The sequence below is a fragment of the Actinokineospora alba genome (assembly GCF_004362515.1).
GTDB lineage: Bacteria > Actinomycetota > Actinomycetes > Mycobacteriales > Pseudonocardiaceae > Actinokineospora > Actinokineospora alba.
In genome coordinates, this window is the sequence record NZ_SNXU01000001.1 from 4,803,375 (window position 1) to 4,822,804 (window position 19,430).

Genomic DNA, 19,430 nt, shown 5'->3' on the forward strand with positions numbered 1-19,430 from the left:
TGGGTGGAGTGGTTTCTTTGGGGGAGAAGAAAGACCCCTAAACTCGCCGTGGTCGTGGGGCCGAAGGCTTCCCACCCGCTTTCCCACGACAGGGGTCTTTCTTCGTAGGGGCCCCAAAGAAACCACTCCACCCAAACAGGCGCCCCACACTTACGCGCGGCCCGGAGCACCATACAACCCAGGCCCAGACACCGTCAGCCCATGCAAGAAAGCACTACTGACCACATAGGACTCACCGATCAACTCCGGCGTGTGAGTGAAGTCCAACGGCGTCACCCGAATCAACGGCGGCCCCGGCAAATACACAACCGGCACCTCAGCAGCCGCCAAAGGCGCTTCGAGCACGGCCTGCTGCCGCATCGACACCATCGCCATATACAACACGATCTCCGCCATCCCCCGCGGCACCTCAGGCAGCCGCCCGGGAAACGCGCAATCCAGCACCACCAACGACTTCGCCCCCATAGCGATGGCCTGGCGCATCGGCACGTTGGCCACCACCCCGCCGTCGTAGAGCACCCGCCCCTCGTGTTCCACCGGCGGGAAGATGCCCGGGATCGCCGCACTGGCCAGCACCGCGGGCGCGACCGGCCCTGAACGGATCAGCACCGGTGCGGCGGTCGCGACATCCATCGCCACGACGCCCAATGGCAGCCGCAGGTCCGAGAACGTGACGCCGCCGCCCAGGTGTTCGTCGACCACCGCCGCCAACCCGTCGCTGGGGAACAGGTGGGTCTTCGTCCGCTGGAACGTCCGCACCTGCCCGATCAGGCTTCCGGGGAACACCGACTGCCGGGTCATCCGGGACCAGATATCAGTCAGCCGCTCGATAGGCGGCTCACCCGCCTGCGCGATCAGCGCGCCGTTGAGTGAGCCGACCGACGTGCCGGTGACCAGGTCCGGGGTGATGTCACGCTCGGCGAGGGCGCGCAGCATGCCCACCTGGATCGCGCCCAGGCTGCCTCCGCCGCCGAGGACGAAACCGATCGGGCGCGGCAGGTCCATGACGTTCCCTTCCTTACAAAAGCGTGTAGTTCAGCTCCTCGCAGATGCGGGCCAGCGGCAGGTCCAAGCCTGGGTAGTCCAACGGCAGCAGCAGGTCCGGTGACGTCGGCAGGCTGCCGCGCGCCGGTGGATCCCACAGGCAGATCGCGGGTTCGCCACTGTCCATGGACGATCTGTACCAGACCCCGTCCAGTTCCGGGTGCGCCGAGCGGATCGCGCGCGCCCACGCCTGGGTGACGGTTTTGTTGCCGCTGCTGATCTCCTGGGACGCGCCCGCCCGGGTCGGCCACAGCCCGCACAGGTCGAGCAGCCGCAGCGTGCGCTGCGGCCGGAAGACCACCAGGTGCGGGCGGCGGGTCGAGCGGTCGACGACCGAGGTCTGCTGGAACACCTCCGCGACGCTGGTGCGCACGGTCAGTCCGAAGTAGAGCGCGCCGTGGCCGGACTCGGTGGTGGGGCCGCCGTCCCGGTTGACCGGGTGCGGGTCGAACCGGGCGTGCGGCAGGGGTCCGGTGTAGCGGAAGGAGTTCCAGCGCTGCCGGTGTGCGCCGCCCGCCGCGAAGACGCGGACCAGGTGCGTTCCACTGTGGACGGCGACGACGTCCTCATCGATACGCAGCAAGGTTTTGAGGGCAGCAGGAACCGGCGGCTGGGGGAGCCGTGACATCGTGCGTTGGTCCAGTCTTCGCAGGGTCAGGCCGGTGTGCCGAGCATCGAGGCCAGCGCCGCGACCGGGGTGGGGTCGCCGCCGGCGAGCAGCCACTGTCTGGGCGTCGCGGGCTCGTCGTTGATCCGCAGGTCGGCCTGCGGGGTGGTCATGAACGCGGCCACCACCAGCGGTGGCTGGTCGGACGGGACCGCGCGCAGCACCACGTCGAGGCCCGGCAGCACGCCGGACGCCGCGAACTGCCACGCGGGCAGCCGCCAGCCGCCCCGGTCCTTCCAGCCGGCGAGCCTGCCAGCCGAGAGCCGGTGGCGGATGCGGCTGGTGTCGACGCCCACGGCCTGGGCGGCGTCGCCGACGGTCAGCGCGGAATCGCGCAGCACCGTCTGCGCGGCCACCGCGCGTGCCCGCGAGTCGACCTCGTCGGGGCGGCGTGGGGTCAGGTCGAGCCCGACCTCGGTCAGCGTGTCCCGCTGCTCGGCGGAGAAGTAGTCGGCTGGGTCCGGTGTGGCCGGGGAGAGCCGGCGGGTGGCTTCCTCGATCATCTCGGCGAACTGCACCGGGCTGATCCGCAGGCCTGCCTTGGCGAGTACGGTCTCCAACGCGACAGTCATGCGCCTAGAGTATCCCGAATGTGCGGGTTCGTGCGCATTTGTGGGGGAGTTCACCGGATTCCGGGAAAAAGTAACGTAGATCGCCACTTTCCGCTCAGGGTCAAACACTGACAGTTGTCCGGCTTCCGTGCAACCTCGTGGCCCCGCACCTTCGTCCTTGGCACATGAGCAGCGACTTACGGAGACTTCCCCGGATCGGCGTGGCCACGGTCGCCATCGCCGTGGCGGGCGCGGGCGTCATCGGTGCCGCGTACTGGGTGGGCGGCGACAAGGCCGCCAAGAACGTCGAACGGCCGGGCGTCGTCGAGGCCTCGGCCGTGCGCCTGGTCGCGTTCGACTCGTGCGACAAGGCACTGGCCGAGCTGAAGGCCGCCGCGGTGAAGAAGGTCGGGCCCTACGGCTTCGAGTCGCCGATGCTGATGGAGCGCGGCGCCGCGCCAGCGGAAGGGTCGACACAGAAGGATTCGGCGGCGCCGGGGGAGTACTCGGGCACCAACAACCACGAGTCCGCCGCCGACGAGCCGGACCTGGTCAAGACCGACGGCAAGCGGATCGTCAGCATCGTCGACGGCACGCTGCGCGTGGTCGACGTGGCCACGAAAGCCGTGACTGCGACGCTGAAGATCCCCGAGGGGCAGCCGTCGTCGATGCTCCTCGACGGTGACCGGGCGCTGATCACGGCCTACCCCAACGACAGCATCGCCTACGACAGCCCGCACCCGCACATGTACGCCGGGCGGGTCACCTTCGTGCAGGTCGACCTCGTGGGCGGCGCGCGGGTCTCCGGATCGCTGACCGTGGACGGCTCCTACATCGACGCGCGCCAGGTCGGCTCGGTCGCTCGCGTCGTCGTGCGGTCCCAGCCCCGGCTGCCGTTCGTCATGCCCACGCAGGGAATCGACGAGCAGGAAGCGACCCGGCGCAACAAGGAGGTCATCGAGAAGTCCAAGATCGGTGACTGGATCCCGCGCCACAGCCCCGGAACTCCCGCCGAAGGTCAACTCTATGACTGCACCGCGCTGAGCAGGCCCGCCGACTACACCGGCACGTCGACGCTCTCGGTGCTCAGCTTCGACCTGCGAAACGCCCTCGGCACCGGCGACGGCGTGGGCCTCGCCGCCGACGGCGACACCGTCTACGGCACCGCGAACAGCCTCTACGTCGCCGACGACCGCCAGTCGCACGTCGGCATCCTGCCCGCCGACGGCCGCGGCAAGCCCATGCCGGGGCTCCCGCAGGCGTCCACGACCACCGTGCACCAATTCGACATCGCGAAGCCCGGCAAGCCGCTCTACCAGGCGTCCGGCATGGTTCGCGGAACCCTGCTGAACCAGTACTCGCTCTCCGAGCACCGCGGCAACCTGCGGATCGCCACGACCATGGACGACCCCGGCTGCTGCGACCCGGGCAACGAGTCCTCCAGCTCCGTCGCCGTGCTGACCAGGCGCGGCGCCGAACTCGCCGAGATCGGTAGGCTCGACGGGCTGGGCAAGACCGAGCGCATCCACTCGGTGCGGTTCATCGGTGACACCGGCTACGTGGTGACCTTCCGCCGCACGGACCCGCTCTACACCGTCGACCTGTCGGACCCGGCCAAGCCGAAGGTCACCGGCGAGCTGAAGATCACCGGATACTCGGCGTACCTCCATCCGGTCGGCGACGGTCGGCTGCTCGGTGTAGGCCAAGAGGCCACCGAACAGGGCCGTGCCACCGGAACCCAGGTCTCATTGTTCGACACGAAGTCCGTCCAGGCGCGCAAAGTCACCGGCTTCCACGTCGCCGGGGCGTCGTCCGAGGTCGAGTTCGAGCCGCACGCCTTCCTCTATTGGGCGGCTAAAGGACTCGTCGTGCTGCCGCTGAACGAAGCCGGACCCACCAACCGGTCGACGGCCGTCGTCCTGCGCCTGCAAGGAGACTCGCTGACCGAGGCGGCGCGGCTGACTCACCCGCTCGGGAACCAGTACGGCGACGTGCAGATCCGCAGGTCGCTGGTGGTCGGCGACACGCTGTGGACCGTGTCCGGCGGCGGGATGCTCGCCAGCGACCTCGACACCCTCGCTCAGAGCGCCTGGGTGCCGTTCACCTGATGTTCGCGCCGCGGGAGCGGGGTGTGCGGGTAAGACCACCGGATCGGCCCATCGGTCGGCTCGGGGAACACCGGCGGCACCCCGCTCAACGCGGTCCGCGTGGCTGACTCGTCGGCCACGAACTCCGGTCGCAGCGCCTCGGTGTCGTAGTAGCGGTGGAAGACCGGGGTGATGCCGCCGGACATCGGCGGCACGATCCAGCTCCAGTCGGCCGGGCAGGTGCGCCCGGCCTTCTCCTCACGCTCCACGTGGGTGAGGAACCGCGCGGACTCCGTGTGGTGGTCGGTGATCGCCACGCCTGCCTCGGCGAACGAGTGCAGCACCGCGACGTTGACCTCGACGAGCGCGCGGTCGCGCCACAGGGAGGTCTCCCGGCCGGTGTCCAGCCCGAGCCGCTGGGCGACCGTGGGCAGCAGGTCGAAGCGGTCGTGGTCGGCGAGGTTGCGCGCGCCGATCTCGGTGCTCATGTACCAGCCGTTGAACGGGGCCGCCGGGTAGTCGATGCCGCCGATCGATAGCCGCATCGAGCTGATCGCGGGCACCGCGTGCCAGCGCAGGCCCAGCTCGGCGAACCACGGGTGATCCGGGTGCCGCAGCTCGACCTCGTGGACCGCGTCGCGCGGCAGTGGGTGCACGACCGTGCCGTCGTCGCGTCCGGAGACGACCAGCGGCAGGACGTCGAACGCCCCCGGCGCTCCGTCCGGCGCCCAGCCCAGGTCGCGCACGGCGTCGGTGAACTCGACGTAGCGCGGGTCGCCCAGGACGGTTCCGTCCGGCAGGCGGTGACCGGCGTAGCGGATCAGCTGCTCGTTCCAGATCCTCGGCGCGGCCGCGTCCGGGGCGTCCGGGGCGAAGATCGTGATGAGCGGCCGGACCTTGCCGCCGTTGGTGGCGATCCGCAGATGCTCGACGCACTGCTCGGCGACCTCCGCGGGTGCGCGCACCGCTCTGAGATCGCGCACGCGCATGCTTCGCCAGTAGAGCCTGCCGATGCAGCGGGCGCTGTTGCGCCACGCGACCCGGGCGCCGAACTCCAGCTCCGCGCTCGTGTGCCGGTAGGTGCCGGTCAGTTCGAACTCCGCCCGCACCCAGCGGACCCGTTCGGACAGCGGGCCGGCGGCGGGGTTCTCCGCGTGGAAGAGCTCCAGGAACTCCTCGGCCTGGTCGAGATCGGCGACGCCGCCACGTGGCTCAGGTGGCTCAGCGCTGTTGTTCCCGCGAGGTAACGCCCAGATCTCACCAGTCACCCGCGAGAAACTACCCCGTGCCCGGCGCCCTGACTTCACCTCTCACTCGTTTGGAGGTCACCCGTAGGTGGCACGGCCAGTCGGGTGAAATCTCTGCCGTTTGTTCGGTTGAACAACGTTCGTCGTCGCTCGCATGCGGATATATGCACCCGGATTCCCTGTCGGTGTCACCCAGACGCAAGTTGATCCGTCAACCAGTGGTCGAAATACGGGCTCGGACGTGGCGTTGATCACGTCAGTTTTTAGGCCACAATCAGTAACGCGATTCTCTGCATTCGTTCGATCCGGTGGTACCAATGCGGTGAATGGGTGACTGCGTGTCAACGGAGTAACGATGTTGCCCACCCCTGAACGCAAACAGACCGGCGGGCGTAGCCCACCGGTCTGTCACCATCCGATCGGGCACGGCACAGCCCGGTCGGAACGATCTCCGCGAGTCAGACCGCGAACACCGGCCCGGTCATCACGGCGAACTGGCACGGGTTGCCGTAGCTCGTGGCGAAGTCGACCTTCTTGCCCTTCCAGTGCCCGGTGGCCGTGACGTAGACCGGGTCGTACTGCAGCGTGCAGGCCCGATCCCGGTCGATGTTGAGCTTGTCGAAGTCGCCGTCCACCAGCGACAACTCGTGGCACGCCGCCGCTGGCTTGCGGTGCTTGCCACCCGCCGGGCGGCACTGCAGCGTGCCGGTCATGGTCGGCGATTCCGACCCCGTCACGGTCAGGACGAGTGCGGCGGACTCGGGGATCATGTGGTGCGCGCTCGCCGCGGGTGCGCAGACCACCGCGACGGAGATGCCGAATGCGCCGATGAGCGTCTTACGGAACATGAATGAACACTCCTTCTCCGACGGAGCGGTTTCCGCTCGAATGGGTGCGCCGGAAACCGTGTCCGGACCGTGCTCGACGACCGGACGAATCCGAGCTTAGGCCGATCCGAATTTGCTTTTCCAGCCGGGGGGTATCGCGCCGGCGGGTCGATCAGTGCTATTCATGGCGCCGCAATCTCCGACACATGAGGTCGGATAGGGTACTTCCTTAGACGTACATCGGGTGAAAGGTCCTATAAGTGGGTGGGATAACACGCGCGTCCAAAGCCTCGCGCGACCGTTTGTCCGACCGCATCGCCATCGGGATGCTGATCAAGGCGTTTCCCCCGGACGAGGTCGACGCCGCGATCGATGCGGCCGGGGTACGCGAGCAACGCTCCAGAGCCCTGCCCGCGCGCACCATGGTCTATTTCAGCCTCGCCATGTGGCTCTTCGGCGGCTCCGGGTACGACGCCGTCCTCACCCGGCTCACCACGGGCATGCGGTGGGCCGGGGTCACGACGGGCAAGCGCGCGGAGCCGAGCACCGGGTCGATCACCAAGGCGCGCAAGCGATTGGGTTCGGAAGTGATGCGCAGGCTGTTCCTGCGCCGGGCCGTGGCCGACCTCGACACACCGGCCGTGTGGCGCGGTCTGCGGGTCTGCACGCTCGACGGCGGCACGATCGACGTGCCGGACACGGCGGCCAACCTCGCCGCGTTCGACACCGCCGAGGTGCGGATGGCGGCGCTCGCCGCACACGGCGACGGCGCGCTGCTCGACGTCGCCGTCGGCAGTTCGGACGCCGACCTCGACGCCCGGCTCATCAGCACGATCTCGCCGGACACGCTCGTCGTCGCGCACCGCGCGGAGCCCGAGTACGACGTGTGGCGGGTGGCGGGGGAGCAGGGCGCGCACCTGCTGTGGCGGGCGGGCGAGTCGGTCGACCTGCCCCGGTTACGGGTGCTGTCGGACCACTCGTACCTCTCGCGGCTGCTGCCGGAGCGTGACCCCATGGCGCGCTCGATCGCGGTGCGGGTGGTCCAGTCGAGCGACGCGGAGCTGGTCACCACGCTGCTCGACCCGGAGCGCGCGCCCGCGGCGGAACTGACCGCGCTGCACCGGGACCGCTGGCGGTTCGCGGAGGTGTTCGACGCGCTGCAGACCGAGTCGGTGGCGTTGCGGTCGCAGGACCCGCACGGCGTCGCGCAGGAGCTCTGGGCGATGTTATGCGTCTACCAGGCGGTCCAGTCGTGGCGGTGGGACGGTAAGGAAGCGATGGCTGAAAGAATGTGAGCGTGGACGACCTCCGAGTAGCGATCATCGGGTACGGCCTCGCGGGCCGCGCCTTCCATGCCCCTTTCGTCGAGGCGGCCGACGGCCTTCGGGTCGGTGCCGTGGTGACCGGTTCGGCTGAGCGGGCCGCCGAAGTGGGTCAGCGACCGTGCTGTCCACTGTGGACGAGCTGTGGCGGCGGTCGGACATCGATGTCGTGGTGGTGGCCTCGCCCAACCGGTTCCACGTCGAGCAGGCGGGCGCCGCGCTGGACGCGGGGATGGCGGTGGTCGTCGACAAGCCGGTGGCCGCGACCGGTGCGGAGATCCGCGACCTGGTGCAGCGTTCCGAGCGGGCGGGCCGGATGCTCACGGTGTTCCAGAACCGGCGCTGGGACGGCGATTTCCGCACCGTCCGGCGGTTGGTCGCCGACGGAGACCTCGGCGAGATCGGCCGCTTCGAGTCCCGCTTCGAGCGCGCGTCCCGCAAGACGCGCACGTCGTGGAAGGTCAGCGCCGACCCGGCCGACCTCGCCGACATCCTCTACGACCTGGGCAGCCACCTGGTCGACCAGGCGATCGTGCTGTTCGGCAGGCCGGTGTCGGTGTTCGCCGAGACCCGGTCGCCGAACCCGGCGGTCCCCGTCTCCCAGGACGCCACGGTCCTGCTGACCCACGCGAACGGCGTGCGCTCGTACCTGCGAATGAGCAGCGTGACCATGCCGGTCGCGCCGCGGTTCGTCGTCGTGGGCGCGGACGCGGGATACCGGAGCTGGGGTCTCGACCCGCAGGAGAAGGCGTCGGTCGAGGGCAGGCTGCCCACCGATGAGGGGTTCGGCGAGTACCCGGAGTCGCAGTGGGGTGAAGTCCTTACCGACGACGGCCTGCGGAAGGTGCCCACGGAGAGGGGCGACTACCTGGCGTTCTACCAGGCGGTCGCCGCGTGCGTCCGGGGCGACGGCCCGCCGCCGGTGCCCCCGGCGGAGTCGGTGATGGTGGTGGACACCCTTGAGGCGGCGCTGCGGTCGGCGGCCACCGGGGTCCCGGTTGAGCTCTGAGGGTCTGGTCGACGACACGACGCTCGCGCGGTCGTCGGTGGTGGCCAACAACGCGATGAACCGCGGGCGTGGCCTGGAGTCGTACCGACGTGAACTCGGCGTGGACCCGGTGCGGGCGGGTGGCCTCGTTCCGACTGGAACACCGACGGCCGGTTCGACCTGATCACCCGCGTCCACGGATTGCATTACGTCGGCGACCGGCTCGGCCTGCCGGCACCGGCGTAAGGCTCGGTTGGTGTCGGATCGGCCCGGCCGTGCGCAACCGGCACCTAAGGGGACCGTGACGGTAGCCGACCACGGTCACCTCCAATCCGCATGTTTCAGACGCAGGTGACCAACCCTAAAAATTTCGGGGAGGCGGTCCAGTACCCCTGACTTCTGACGAACGGTCGGGAAACATCCGTTCGTCCTAGCCTCGGCCGCGGCTCGCCCGGTTACGCTCGGTCTCGCTAGCCGCGCCACCGGACGTTCCCCTGTCGTCCCCACCGCGTCCGTTGGGGCACAAGCGTTCCCGCCGCTGCCGCACACCCTCCGACACCCGGAGCGCCCCGGGTCGGTGAGGGCTGCCCACCGAAAGGACACTCCCATGCGCACCACCCCGATCAAGGCCGCGATCGTCGCCGCGGTCGCCATCGTCGGTTCCTTATTCGCCACCGGGCAGGCTTCGGCCGCCGTGGAGGAACGGGACCGGGTGTTCACCCCGTCGGCGGCCACGCCGATGAGCGTGCTGGTCACCAAGCTCTCCCACAGCGAGGCCGCCGCCCGGTTCCGCGCCGCCGGGATCACCTGGTCGTCCAGCGGCAACTGCAGCAACCGCTACAACTCGACCTGCACGTCCTTCGAGCAGATCAACCTGGCCACGGTCCAAGGCGCGGAGACCCTCAAGCGGGCCTCCGGGTGCGCGCTCAACATCACCGGCGGCACCGAGACCGGCCACGCCAGCGGCACCTACAGCCACTGGAACGGCTACAAGCTCGACTACTCGCTCTACACCTGCGTGGGCAACTACATCCGCAACAACTTCAGCTACATCGGCGGCAACAAGTGGCGCTCCGGCTCGGGCAACATCTACTACCTCGAGAGCAACCACTGGGACGTCACGTACTACAACTGCGGCGGCTGCTGACCTGACCCGGTGGCCACGGCCGTCACCACGCGGTCGTGGCCACCGGCAGGCTCTTGATCCCGTTCTGGAAGTTCGACCGCAGCCGCACCGGCTCGCCCGCGAGGGTAAGGCGGCAAGACAAATCCAGGACCGCGCGGAACATGGCCCGCATCTGCACCCGCGCGAGGTGCGCGCCGAGGCAGAAGTGCGGGCCGTGGCCGAAGCTGAGGTGCTCGCCCGCGGGCCGGGTGAGGTCGAACCGGTCGGGGTCGGCGAATACCCGCTCATCCCGGTTCGCCGAGGAGAACCACACGACGACTTTCGTGCCCGCGGCGATCGGTGTCCCGGCGAGTTCGGTGTCCACTGTGGCCGTCCGGCGGAAATGCATCACCGGGGTCCACCACCGCAGCATTTCCTCGACGGCGTTCGGGAGAAGATCGGGTTCGGCTTTGAGTCGGCGATAAGAGTCCACATGGGACAACAACGCGATCATCCCGCCTGGAATGCCGTTGCGGAGTGTCTCATTGCCCGCCACCGAGAACAGCCAGAACAGATTCTCGAATTCCTCGATCGAGACCCGGCCGCCCTCGTCGTCCACATGGGACATCAGGGTGCTCATGACGTCCTCGCCCGGATGCAAGCGCTTGATCTCGCCGAGACCGTTCGCGTAGGCGTAGAGATCGGGCATTCCCTCCCGGGTTCGCGGGTCGGGCATGCGCCCGTCGGCTCCCGGCTCGGGCCGCAGCCGCAGCGCCTGCCGGGCCAGGTCGGTCGACCCCGCGCCCTCGGTGTCGCTCACCGCGTACTCGGGGTCCTGGAAGCCGATCACCCGGTTGCTCCAGTCGAACATCAGCCACCGGTCCTCGGCGGGCACGCCGAACACCTCGGCCAGGGTGAGCAGCGGCAGGTCGGCGGCGACGTCCTTGGCGAAGTCGAACTCGCCGCGCTCCACCGCCCTGGCGACGAGGTCACGCGCCCAGCCGTCGATCCGGTCGGCCAGCCGGGCCAGCGCCCGCGGGGTGAACGCCCTGGTCAGCAGGCCGCGCAGGCGCGAGTGGTCCGGCGGGTCCTGGTTGAGCATCATCCGGCGCACGTAGGCCAGCGCTTCCGGCGCCGGGTCGCGGATCTGGGTCGCCCCGAGCCGCGACGAGTAGACCTCCGGCGTGCGCAGGACGTGGCGCACCTCGGCGTGCCGCAGGACCGCCCAGAACCCGGGGCCGTCGGACTCGTCGACCCAGCGGACGGCGCCTTCCTCGCGTAGGCCCGCCAGGAGGGCGTGCGGCACGGCGGTCACATAGGTGTCCGGGTCGAGAATCGGCGCGGCGTCCATGCCCGCATTCTGTACCGCCCGGCGCCGCGTGCGGCAAGATCAGCGCGTGGACAACTTGTACGTCACGCGAGGCGGCACCGACGGGCCGACCTTGCTGCTGCTGCACGGGCTGGGCGCGACCGCCGAGGTATGGGAGGGCGTGACACCGCTGTGGCCCGGACGCTGGGTGGCCCCCGACCTGCCGGGCCATGGCCACTCGCCTGCGCTTGCCGGCTACTCCTTCGGCGGGCTCGCCGCGGAGGTGGCCGGGTCGGTCGACGGGCCGGTCGCCGTGCTCGGCCACTCGCTCGGCGGCGTGGTCGGATTGGCGCTGGCCAGCGGGTGGTTCGGGGTTCCGGTGGCGGCGGTGTGCGGGATCGGCATCAAGGTCAGCTGGACGTCGGAGGACCTCGCGAAGGCCGCGCAGCTCGCGGCCAAGCCGTCGCGGCTGTTCGCCTCACCCGAGGAAGCCCTCGACCGCGCGGCCAAGGTGGCCGGACTGCCGTCGGCGTCGATCGACAGCAGGCTCGTGGTGGAGGAGGAAGACGGCTGGCGGCTGAGCCTCGATCCCCGCGCCTTCGCTGTCGGCCGCCCGGACCTGCCGGGCCTGCTCGGCGCGGCCCGGGCGCGAGTGCGGCTGGCGGCGGGGGAGACCGACCCGATGAGCCCGGCGGACCACCTGCGGACGCTGGTGCCGGACCCGGTGATCCTGCCCGGCCTCGGCCACAGCGCCCACGTCGAAGACCCGGAAGCGTTGCGGCCGCTGATCGAGGAACTCCTCAGCGCGGTCACATGATCTTCCTGGCCCGACACGGGGAGACTCGGTGGAATCGTCTCGGCCGCAAACAAGGACAGCTCGACTCGCCGCTGACCGAGTCCGGGCTCGCGCAGGCCCGGAACCTGGCCGCCGCGGTCGGACGACTGCGGGTAGACGGGGTCTTCAGCAGTCCACTGGGCCGGGCGGCGACCACAGCCGCGCTCTGCGGGGTTGCATTCGGGATGCCCGTGGTCGTGGCAGCGGTTCCCCGGTGAGCTCGCCCGCTGCGTGGCGGACAAATCGAGTGCACGGCGCTCAACGGCCGTTGATCATCTCGCACGAGATGATCGGCAGGATGCTCCTGCGCACCTTGCTCGCGGCGGACCCTATGACCGTGTTGGGGACGAGCCAGCCCCACGACCTGGTTTATCAGGTCGACCCGCGGCTGGGGGAGTGGACCAGGCTCGTGGTCGCGCCTGCCGACGACGAGTCCGTGTCGGCGGCTTGTCCGGTGACCCCCACCGATATGGGCCGCGGTGATGCCGACCCGATGTGACGCTTTGCCTGGAGCGGTGACCGGTCCGCTCCCCAAGGGCAGAGGCCGCCGTCCCTGGGCTCCCGGCGGACCGGGAGCCCAGGGGTCGTGCGAACTAGTTCACGCCGACCAGGTCGACCACGAAGATCAGGGTCTCGCCCGGCTTGATGGCGCCACCGGCGCCCCGGTCGCCGTAGCCCAGGTGCGGCGGGATGACCAGCTTGCGCCTGCCGCCGACCTTCATGCCCGCCACGCCGCGGTCCCAGCCCGCGATGACGCGGCCGCCGCCCAGCGGGAAGCTGAACGTGTCGTTGCGGTTCCAGGAGGCGTCGAACTCCTCGCCGGTCGAGTGGGCGACGCCGACGTAGTGCACCGTGACGAGCTGGCCGGGCTTGGCCTCCTCGCCGTCGCCGACGGTGATGTCCTCCACCACCAGGTCCGCGGGCGGGGCGCCCTCGATCGGGTCGACCTCGGGCTTCTGCAAAGCCATGCTCACTCCTTGCGATTTTCGGATCAGTCCCGGCCATCTTCCCCCGACCCGGACCGTCCACGCTCGACGACCCACCCGGGCGTAACACCTCAGGCCCCGCCGGCGACTTCACCATCGCGGCCCTGTCACCCCCCGACGGCAGGGTCGCGCCCCCTTTCCGGGCGCTTCCCGCCCCTTGTAGTCGTTGATACGACTCGGTTCGAGCGGGTCCGCGGACAACGCGAAGCCAAGACCTCCCTTGACATCCTCGCGTCGGCGTGAATACTTAAGCATGTGCTTAACCAACGCGGCGATCTCGACAAGGTCTTCCACGCCCTGGCCGACCCGAGCAGGCGGACCATGGTCGAGCGGTTGGGCAGGGGACCGGCCTCGGTGAGCGAACTGGCGAAACCGCTGGCGATGTCCCTGCCCGCGGTGGTGCAGCACCTGGCGGTCCTCGAAGCGAGTGGGCTGGTGAAGTCCGAAAAGGTCGGACGGGTCCGCACCTGCCGCATCGAGCCGAAGGTGCTCAACATGGCCGAACAGTGGATCACCGAGCGCAAGGCGACCTGGGAGAGCAGGCTCGACCGGCTCGGGGACTTCCTCGCCGAAACCGAATCAGCGGAGAAAAGGACAGACACATGAGCGTCACCCACGCGACCTTCGTCGTCGAGCGCGTCTACCCGGCCACCCCCGAGCGCGTCTTCAACGCCTGGGCCGACCCGGAGTTCAAGGCCCGCTGGTTCGCCGGCCCGGACGACTGGGAGAACAGCCCGCTGAGCCTCGACTTCCGCGTCGGCGGCGAGGAGTCCAGCAGCGGCGGCCCCAAGGGCGGCCCGGTCCACACCATGCGCGGCCGGTACCAGGACATCGTGCCCAACGAGCGCATCGTGTCGTCCTACGAGATGTACATGGACGACCAGCGCATCTCGGTGTCGCTGGCGACCGTCGAACTCACCCCCAAGGGCGACGGCACCCTGCTCACCTACACCGAACAGGGCGCCTTCCTCGACGGCCTCGACCAGCCCAAGTACCGCGAAGAGGGCACCGCCGAACTCCTCGACGCCTTGGGCGCCGCGCTCAGCAGCGAGAACGCCACCGCATGACTCCGGGGGCTGGGCCGCGTTCGCGCGGCCCAGCCCGGTCGCTAGGCCATCGACACCAGCCGCGGGTGGCGCTGCGCCAGGTAGGCGCCCTTGACGATGGCTTCCTTGTAGAACGCGGCCAATCGTCCAGTGAGGACTTTCTCGATCGGGCTGTCGTCGGCCCGCACGAACTGGATCAGGCCGTCGCGGCGGCCGAGGCTCACGCACTGGTTGAAGTAGCGAAACTTCAGTGGGCGGGCCTGCTTCCCGGCCATCCGGTCACCGATCGCCCGCACCGCGTACACCGCGCACGGAATGCCGGTGGCGCAAGCCATCCGCAACTCCTGCCCGGTCGACATGTGGGCCGCCGCGGCGTCGCCGATGCCGTAGACGTCCGGGTGCGACACCGAGCGCAGGGTGTCGTCCACGACCATCCGGCCGTGCCCGTCCACCTCGAACCCGGCCTCGCGGGCCAGCGGCGACACCCGGAAACCGGTCGTCCACACCACGGTGTCGGCGCTGAGGTGCTCGCCGTCGGCCAACACCACGCCGTCGGCGCGGACCTCCGCGACCCGCACCTCGTCCCGGACGTCGATGCGCAGCCGGTCGAACACCCGCCGCACGTGCTTGCGGCCGCGTTCCGAGAACGCTCCACCCAGGACACCGCCGGTGACGAGGCGGACCTTGAGGTCCGGGCAGGTCTCGGCCAGCTCGGTGGCGGCCTCGATCCCGGTCAGCCCACCGCCGACCACCGCCACCGTGCCGTATGCCCGAACCGCGGAAGCCTGCTCGAACCCGGCCACCGTCATCGCGTGCTCGCGAACTCCGGGGACGGAGTCCACGTCGGCCTGGCTGCCCAAGGCGTAGATCAGCGTGTCGTAGGACAGCGGCTCGGCGCGGTTCGCGAGCCGGACTGCCTTGGCGTCGGCGTCGATCCCGGTGACCAAGTCGACGATGAGGCTGACGCCCGTGCCGTCGAGGAGGTCGGCCAGCCGCCGGTCCCGCAACTCCTGCCCGGCGGCGAGCTGGTGCATCCGCACCCGCTCGACGAACCGGTCACGGGCGTTGACCAGGGTGACCGCCGTGTCGGCGTGCCCGGCCGCCAACTTGGCGGCGATGAGGCCGGAGTACCCGGCACCGAGGACCACGATGTGCTTCGTCATGTGCATCTCCGTTCGTCACCACATGGACACCGTGGCCCGCCGAGATGTGACAGCGAATCGTGGGAGGTGGGTCACATCAGCCCGAGGAATAGGTGAACCAATACACGCCGTGTCCACCGCTGACCACGAGACGCCTGTTCGTCAGCCAGACACAATCCGCGAGCTCGCCGTCGAGACGCAACTCTGTGAGGCGGGTCCAGTCGTGGCCGTCGTGGATTCGCAGGGTCCGGTTGTCAGACACGGTCGCCAGCAGTGAGGTGTCCGGTGACCAAGCCACCGCGGTAGCGGAGTCCGCGTCACTGATCGCGGTCAGTTCAGTGGAGAGGGTCCACGAATCCGTAGTCCAGTATCGAACGGTTTGGCCGACCTTGACGACGAGCCAGCGCCCATCAGGTGTCCACGTAGCGCCGTCCGCCTCCTCGTCGAACGACAGGACCTTGATCGGCTCCCAGGTGCCCGCGCTCAGGATGTGAACAGCCTTGCCTGCCACAACTGCCAACATCCGGCCGTCGGGCGCGACATCGGTGCTGACGTACCTGGCGAATTCAGTGCGCCGCTTGAACCGCCGCAACAGGCGGTCGATGACGGAATCCGACTTGACCAACGGTTCTTTACGTACGCGGACGCCAGTCTCATCCGCCTCGAGGACGACGGGAGGACCCCAGGTCGTGGTATCCCAGAGCAGGATCCGGCCCTCGCCGTCGACCGCGCACACCAGGTGTCCACCGGAGCACAACTCGGTCGCGCGTTCCCTGGTGGGATGCCGCAGGGTTCGAGTCGACTTCCAGTTGCCCGCTTCGGAAATCGAGATCTCATCGTAGAGGTCGACAGCCAGGTGCTCGTCGCCGATCGCGAGCAACTTGACCACATAGCCGGGTTTCGGGAACTCGTCGATGACCTCCCCGCTGACCGGGTCGTAAATGACGATCGATTCCGCCTTCGCGACCGCGACCCAGGAGCCGGATGGAGCGATCGCGTATCCGGTGCCGCTCGTCGCCTCGCGGGGCATCTGGATGCGGGCTTTGCCGGGGTCCCACAGCCGCACGGTTCCGTCGTCACCCGCCGACGCCAGTACCGAGCCGTCGAGTGTGAACGCCAGTTCTTCGATCCTGGACCCGTGGGCGGCGATCTGACCGATCGGACGCCACTTTTCCGTGCACCACAGCACAAGCAATCCGTCGTCGCTTCCGGTGGCGAGCGTGCGACCGTCCGATGAGAAAGCTGCTGCGGTCAGGTCGGTGTGGTGGCGCAATGTACGCGGGGACTGACCGATCTTCGTCAGATTATGGACCGTGACACCCAGGGTGCCGGGTAACGCGACCCAGTTCCGGTCATGGCTGACCGCGAACGCCCGATTGACAGCGTATTTCTCCGCGGGCAGATCGCGATGGCTGCCGGTGGTGAGATCCCACTGCTTCAAACCCGAATCATCGAGACTCACCAGTGTTTGGCCTGGGCCGTAAGCGCAGGCGTCGAACGGCTGCCGGATCTTGAACGAGCGAACCTGTTTGCCGGTCTCGACATCCCACATCCGGATCGTGCGGTCATCGCCTGTGCTTACGATGGTCCGGCCGTCTGCGGAGAAACAGAAACGGTCGACCGTGTCCTGGTGTCCCCGAAGAACCGTGTCGTGCTGCCAGGTGGCGGTATTCCAAAGCTGGATCGTGTTGTCGGCACCCTCCGAGGCCAGGAGGCGACCGTCGGGCGACAGAGCGATGTACCTGGTGTAGACACCGTCGTCTGGGTTCTCCAGCAGCCGGATGAGCTGGCCGCTCTCAGGATCCCAGATCCGGATGCTGTCGCGGGCCGACGTCATTAACCAGCTGTTGTCCGGTGCGAAAACGCAGCTCCTGACCCGGCCCTCGTGGCCCTCAAGGACACGGACGAGAGCCGGATCCGGAAGATCCGGCATCAGTCGCTGACAAACGAGTCGAGGCATGCCCATCACCGCCGACTCCGCGGTTCGGCGGATGCGGCGTAGATACGGAGAGTATGGGAGGCGCTGGACGAGGGCGTTCACCACGGCATGGTCTGGCGTGCTGGGGACCAGCAAGTGACCCGACTGGTCGAGGAACCGGCGCAATTCCCGGGATTCGCCGGTGTCGACAAGCGCGAGGTCCTCGGCGACGGCGACAGGGCCGAACCGCCGCAGCTTTCCGATGACCCAATACGGCGCCGTCACCAGCTCGACGAGTTCCGTGGAACGCCCGGCGCCGTCGAGGTGGTAAGCCAAGGTGCGCCACAGGTACTCGGCGGAAACGGGCAAAGTCCACCACTGGACCGCGGGCCCAGGCAACGTCGAGGCCACCGCTTCGAGGAGGTCGCTGTGCAACTCGGCCAGCCGCGCCTGGCCGCACTCGTGCCGGAGGTATGTGCGGATGACGTCGTGCAGTCGCAGAGAGGACCGATTGCCGCGCCAGGTGATCAGCGACAGCTCGGCCAGTTCGTGGCACAGCCTGCCCGCGTCCTCCGCGGACAGGCCGGCGGTCTTCTTCCAGAACAGGATGACGAGGTCAACCGGAACCTCGGTGTCTTCGGGGAATATGGCCAGTTCCACGAAGCGATCCCGATGATCGCCCAGGATTCCCAACGACGACTCGAGCGTCGCTGCCACCGCGCGGTCGCGTCGAGCCGCGTCGGTGACATCCAAGGCCGCGGGTCCAAGGTCCCTCAGCCGCCGCAGCAGGCGGTCAGCCGTCTCGGCCACGTCGGCTCCGTCGCGGGCGGCGCGGCGCAGTGTCGCATTCGCTAAGCCGAGAGCGAGCGGCCACCTTCCGGTGATGTCAAGGAGCTGTTCGCCCACCGTCTCCGGGAGACCTGTGAGGCCGCCCGTGACGAGCAGACGGGCTTGCGGGTGACTCATCTGGTCGACCTCGACGGTCTCCGCGTCGTCGGGCAGCAGATCGGGGATCCGGGTGGTGACGAGGAGCGTGCAGCCGCGCCCCGCGCTGAGGAACGGGCGCAGTTGCTCCACCGACCAGACGTCGTCGACGACGAGGAGCGACCGGCCTTTCCCCTGCAGTGCCTCACCGAGCCGGATGCCCGCTTGCTCGGGGCTGGTCAGCCCCGGTCGCTGTCCGTCGATTCGCTCGGTGATGTCGTTGATCGTGTCCGCGAGCGCCGCGCCGCGGACCTCCTGGCCGACCGTGACCCAGTCGATCCAGCTGAACTCCTCCCGAATCTCCTGTCGTGCGCAGACTTCAGCGGCCAACGTGGTCTTGCCGAAGCCACCCGCTCCGGCCAGACCCGTTGTGATGCCGACCTTGCGTGTCTTGCTTCCGAGCAGCGAGCGCACGATTTGATTGGTGAGTTCCGGCCGAGGCACGAAGGCGCCGGGGGTGGCGGGTAGTGGTGGGGCGGAGGAGATGGCACTTGCCCGTCTCGGCGTGGCCCGGCGGGCCTCGAGCGCGACCCAGGTCGACGAAAGGACGGCCAGGATCACGAAGATCAGCCAGCTCCAGCTCGACGTCAACAAGTTCACCGAGATCGCGACCGCGATGTTCACCAACGTGATGGCCGCGGCAGTCGCGGCTTGCTTGCGCGTCGACGTCAAGCTGACTCCCCAGAGGTGATCTTCCGGGGAGCCTAGCGTGCCGTCACATCAACCCGGACAGCTTGTAGAGAGCCAAAGAACCCGCGACCGCGACGTTGAGACTGGCGCCGATGCCGATCATCGGGATCTCCACGCACGAGTCGAGCAGGTCCAAAGCCTCCGGCGGGATGCCGTGCTGTTCGTGTCCCAGCACCAGCACGGTCTTGCCGCGGACCGCACCGACGTCGGCCAACCGCACGGCCTCGTCGGCGAGTTCGACGCCGACGATCCGCGCGCCGCGCTCGCGTTGGCGGGCGAGCCAGCCGAGCGGGTCGCCGGTCCAGTGCACACACAGCGGTTTGCGCAGCGTGTTGCCGCGGGCGAGCGCCTCGGGAACCCACGGAAAGCGCGGCAGCGCCAGGCATGCGCCGACCGCGTCGCAGGTGCGGGCGAGCGTGCCCAGGTTGGCGCCGTGCAGCGGCCACAGCGGGGCGGCGTAGAGGTGGTCCCAGCAGGAGTGCTTGCGGGACCGGCGGGAGTTGCGGATCTCGGACGGGGTGCGCACCCGGATGGCGGGCCCGTTCATCGCCTGGCGGAGGAACGCCTCCAACTCGGTACAGCGACCATATGCAGGGCGATTCGCGGCTCGCCGGGGCCATCGTCGACTCACGCCGCGATCAGCGGCGACCGGATCGTACCCGCGAAGAGTGCAGGACAGGTC

Annotated in this window: 21 protein-coding genes; 11 read left to right on the forward strand and 10 right to left on the reverse strand. The window is 69.0% G+C overall.

Annotated elements, in window-relative coordinates; translation table 11 throughout:
* Nucleotides 1–150 precede the first annotated feature (150 nt).
* The 3 genes from C8E96_RS22145 to C8E96_RS22155 are packed head-to-tail and all read right to left on the reverse strand — an operon-like array spanning nt 151 to nt 2,283.
* Nucleotides 151–1,005 carry a patatin-like phospholipase family protein gene (locus tag C8E96_RS22145; protein ID WP_091383814.1) on the reverse strand — a complete coding sequence of 285 codons (855 nt, stop codon included), beginning with the start codon at nt 1,003–1,005 and terminating at the stop codon, nt 151–153.
* Nucleotides 1,006–1,018: 13 nt separating this feature from the next.
* Nucleotides 1,019–1,672 carry an RES family NAD+ phosphorylase gene (locus C8E96_RS22150; protein ID WP_091383816.1) on the reverse strand — a complete coding sequence of 218 codons (654 nt, stop codon included), beginning with the start codon at nt 1,670–1,672 and terminating at the stop codon, nt 1,019–1,021.
* A gap of 26 nt (nt 1,673–1,698) precedes the next feature.
* Nucleotides 1,699–2,283, reverse strand: coding sequence for a DNA-binding protein (locus tag C8E96_RS22155; RefSeq protein WP_091383818.1), 585 nt, complete (start codon nt 2,281–2,283; stop codon nt 1,699–1,701).
* Between the two features lie 164 nt (nt 2,284–2,447).
* Between C8E96_RS22155 and C8E96_RS22160 the strand changes: the two genes are divergently transcribed.
* On the forward strand, nt 2,448–4,370 hold the full coding sequence (locus C8E96_RS22160; protein ID WP_091383821.1) for a beta-propeller domain-containing protein: 1,923 nt from the start codon (nt 2,448–2,450) through the stop codon (nt 4,368–4,370).
* On the opposite strand, the gene C8E96_RS22165 is transcribed toward C8E96_RS22160, so the two are convergent.
* Entirely contained in the window at nt 4,343–5,617 is a 1,275-nt protein-coding gene (locus C8E96_RS22165) for a nitric oxide synthase oxygenase (RefSeq protein WP_091383823.1), read from the reverse strand. The two genes, C8E96_RS22160 and C8E96_RS22165, sit on opposite strands and share 28 nt — an antisense overlap.
* Nucleotides 5,618–6,054: 437 nt before the next feature.
* Complete coding sequence (locus C8E96_RS22170) at nt 6,055–6,444, reverse strand: SSI family serine proteinase inhibitor (RefSeq protein WP_091383825.1); 390 nt, start codon at nt 6,442–6,444, stop codon at nt 6,055–6,057.
* Between the two features lie 281 nt (nt 6,445–6,725).
* On the opposite strand from C8E96_RS22170, the gene C8E96_RS22175 reads away from it, so the two are divergent.
* From C8E96_RS22175 to C8E96_RS22185, 4 genes are all read left to right on the forward strand, one after another.
* Nucleotides 6,726–7,718 (forward strand): transposase domain-containing protein, encoded by a 993-nt coding sequence (locus C8E96_RS22175; protein WP_091383827.1) that lies wholly within the window; start codon nt 6,726–6,728, stop codon nt 7,716–7,718.
* A 148-nt stretch (nt 7,719–7,866) separates the two neighbouring features.
* Nucleotides 7,867–8,754 carry a Gfo/Idh/MocA family oxidoreductase gene (locus C8E96_RS22180; protein WP_228770341.1) on the forward strand — a complete coding sequence of 296 codons (888 nt, stop codon included), beginning with the start codon at nt 7,867–7,869 and terminating at the stop codon, nt 8,752–8,754.
* Nucleotides 8,744–8,917 (forward strand): hypothetical protein, encoded by a 174-nt coding sequence (locus tag C8E96_RS33460; protein ID WP_166658074.1) that lies wholly within the window; start codon nt 8,744–8,746, stop codon nt 8,915–8,917. Before C8E96_RS22180 ends, C8E96_RS33460 begins: the two co-directional genes overlap by 11 nt.
* A 423-nt stretch (nt 8,918–9,340) precedes the next feature.
* A complete protein-coding gene (locus C8E96_RS22185) occupies nt 9,341–9,880 on the forward strand; it encodes a hypothetical protein (RefSeq protein ID WP_091383829.1) in 540 nt (179 codons plus the stop codon).
* A 22-nt stretch (nt 9,881–9,902) separates the two neighbouring features.
* Here C8E96_RS22185 and C8E96_RS22190 read toward each other — a convergent pair whose 3' ends face one another.
* Nucleotides 9,903–11,189, reverse strand: a complete 1,287-nt coding sequence (locus tag C8E96_RS22190; protein ID WP_091383831.1) for a cytochrome P450 — start codon at nt 11,187–11,189, stop codon at nt 9,903–9,905.
* Between the two features lie 46 nt (nt 11,190–11,235).
* Between C8E96_RS22190 and C8E96_RS22195 the strand changes: the two genes are divergently transcribed.
* From C8E96_RS22195 to C8E96_RS22205, 3 genes are all read left to right on the forward strand, one after another.
* The gene (locus C8E96_RS22195; protein ID WP_407642648.1) at nt 11,236–11,964 is read left to right on the forward strand and encodes an alpha/beta fold hydrolase; all 729 of its coding nucleotides are present in this window, start codon (nt 11,236–11,238) and stop codon (nt 11,962–11,964) included.
* The gene (locus tag C8E96_RS22200; RefSeq protein WP_091383835.1) at nt 11,961–12,200 is read left to right on the forward strand and encodes a histidine phosphatase family protein; all 240 of its coding nucleotides are present in this window, start codon (nt 11,961–11,963) and stop codon (nt 12,198–12,200) included. Before C8E96_RS22195 ends, C8E96_RS22200 begins: the two co-directional genes overlap by 4 nt.
* A gap of 80 nt (nt 12,201–12,280) precedes the next feature.
* A complete protein-coding gene (locus C8E96_RS22205) occupies nt 12,281–12,481 on the forward strand; it encodes a hypothetical protein (protein WP_133794667.1) in 201 nt (66 codons plus the stop codon).
* A 94-nt stretch (nt 12,482–12,575) separates the two neighbouring features.
* Here C8E96_RS22205 and C8E96_RS22210 read toward each other — a convergent pair whose 3' ends face one another.
* A complete protein-coding gene (locus C8E96_RS22210) occupies nt 12,576–12,950 on the reverse strand; it encodes an FKBP-type peptidyl-prolyl cis-trans isomerase (protein WP_176926859.1) in 375 nt (124 codons plus the stop codon).
* 273 nt (nt 12,951–13,223) lie between these two features.
* Here C8E96_RS22210 and C8E96_RS22215 point away from each other — a divergent pair, with 273 nt between their 5' ends.
* Entirely contained in the window at nt 13,224–13,574 is a 351-nt protein-coding gene (locus C8E96_RS22215; RefSeq protein WP_091383839.1) for an ArsR/SmtB family transcription factor, read from the forward strand.
* Nucleotides 13,571–14,035, forward strand: coding sequence for an SRPBCC family protein (locus tag C8E96_RS22220; protein ID WP_091383841.1), 465 nt, complete (start codon nt 13,571–13,573; stop codon nt 14,033–14,035). The genes C8E96_RS22215 and C8E96_RS22220 overlap by 4 nt, the downstream gene beginning before the upstream one ends.
* A 41-nt stretch (nt 14,036–14,076) precedes the next feature.
* On the opposite strand, the gene C8E96_RS22225 is transcribed toward C8E96_RS22220, so the two are convergent.
* Together C8E96_RS22225 and C8E96_RS22230 are read right to left on the reverse strand one after the other, a co-directional pair.
* Entirely contained in the window at nt 14,077–15,177 is a 1,101-nt protein-coding gene (locus C8E96_RS22225; protein ID WP_091383911.1) for an NAD(P)/FAD-dependent oxidoreductase, read from the reverse strand.
* 76 nt (nt 15,178–15,253) lie between these two features.
* Nucleotides 15,254–18,472, reverse strand: coding sequence for an NB-ARC domain-containing protein (locus C8E96_RS22230; protein WP_166658075.1), 3,219 nt, complete (start codon nt 18,470–18,472; stop codon nt 15,254–15,256).
* Nucleotides 18,473–18,482: 10 nt separating this feature from the next.
* Between C8E96_RS22230 and C8E96_RS33465 the strand changes: the two genes are divergently transcribed.
* Nucleotides 18,483–18,749, forward strand: a complete 267-nt coding sequence (locus C8E96_RS33465; protein WP_166658076.1) for a hypothetical protein — start codon at nt 18,483–18,485, stop codon at nt 18,747–18,749.
* A 24-nt stretch (nt 18,750–18,773) separates the two neighbouring features.
* On the opposite strand, the gene C8E96_RS22235 is transcribed toward C8E96_RS33465, so the two are convergent.
* Nucleotides 18,774–19,319 (reverse strand): TrmH family RNA methyltransferase, encoded by a 546-nt coding sequence (locus tag C8E96_RS22235; protein WP_228770342.1) that lies wholly within the window; start codon nt 19,317–19,319, stop codon nt 18,774–18,776.
* Nucleotides 19,320–19,430 lie beyond the last annotated feature (111 nt).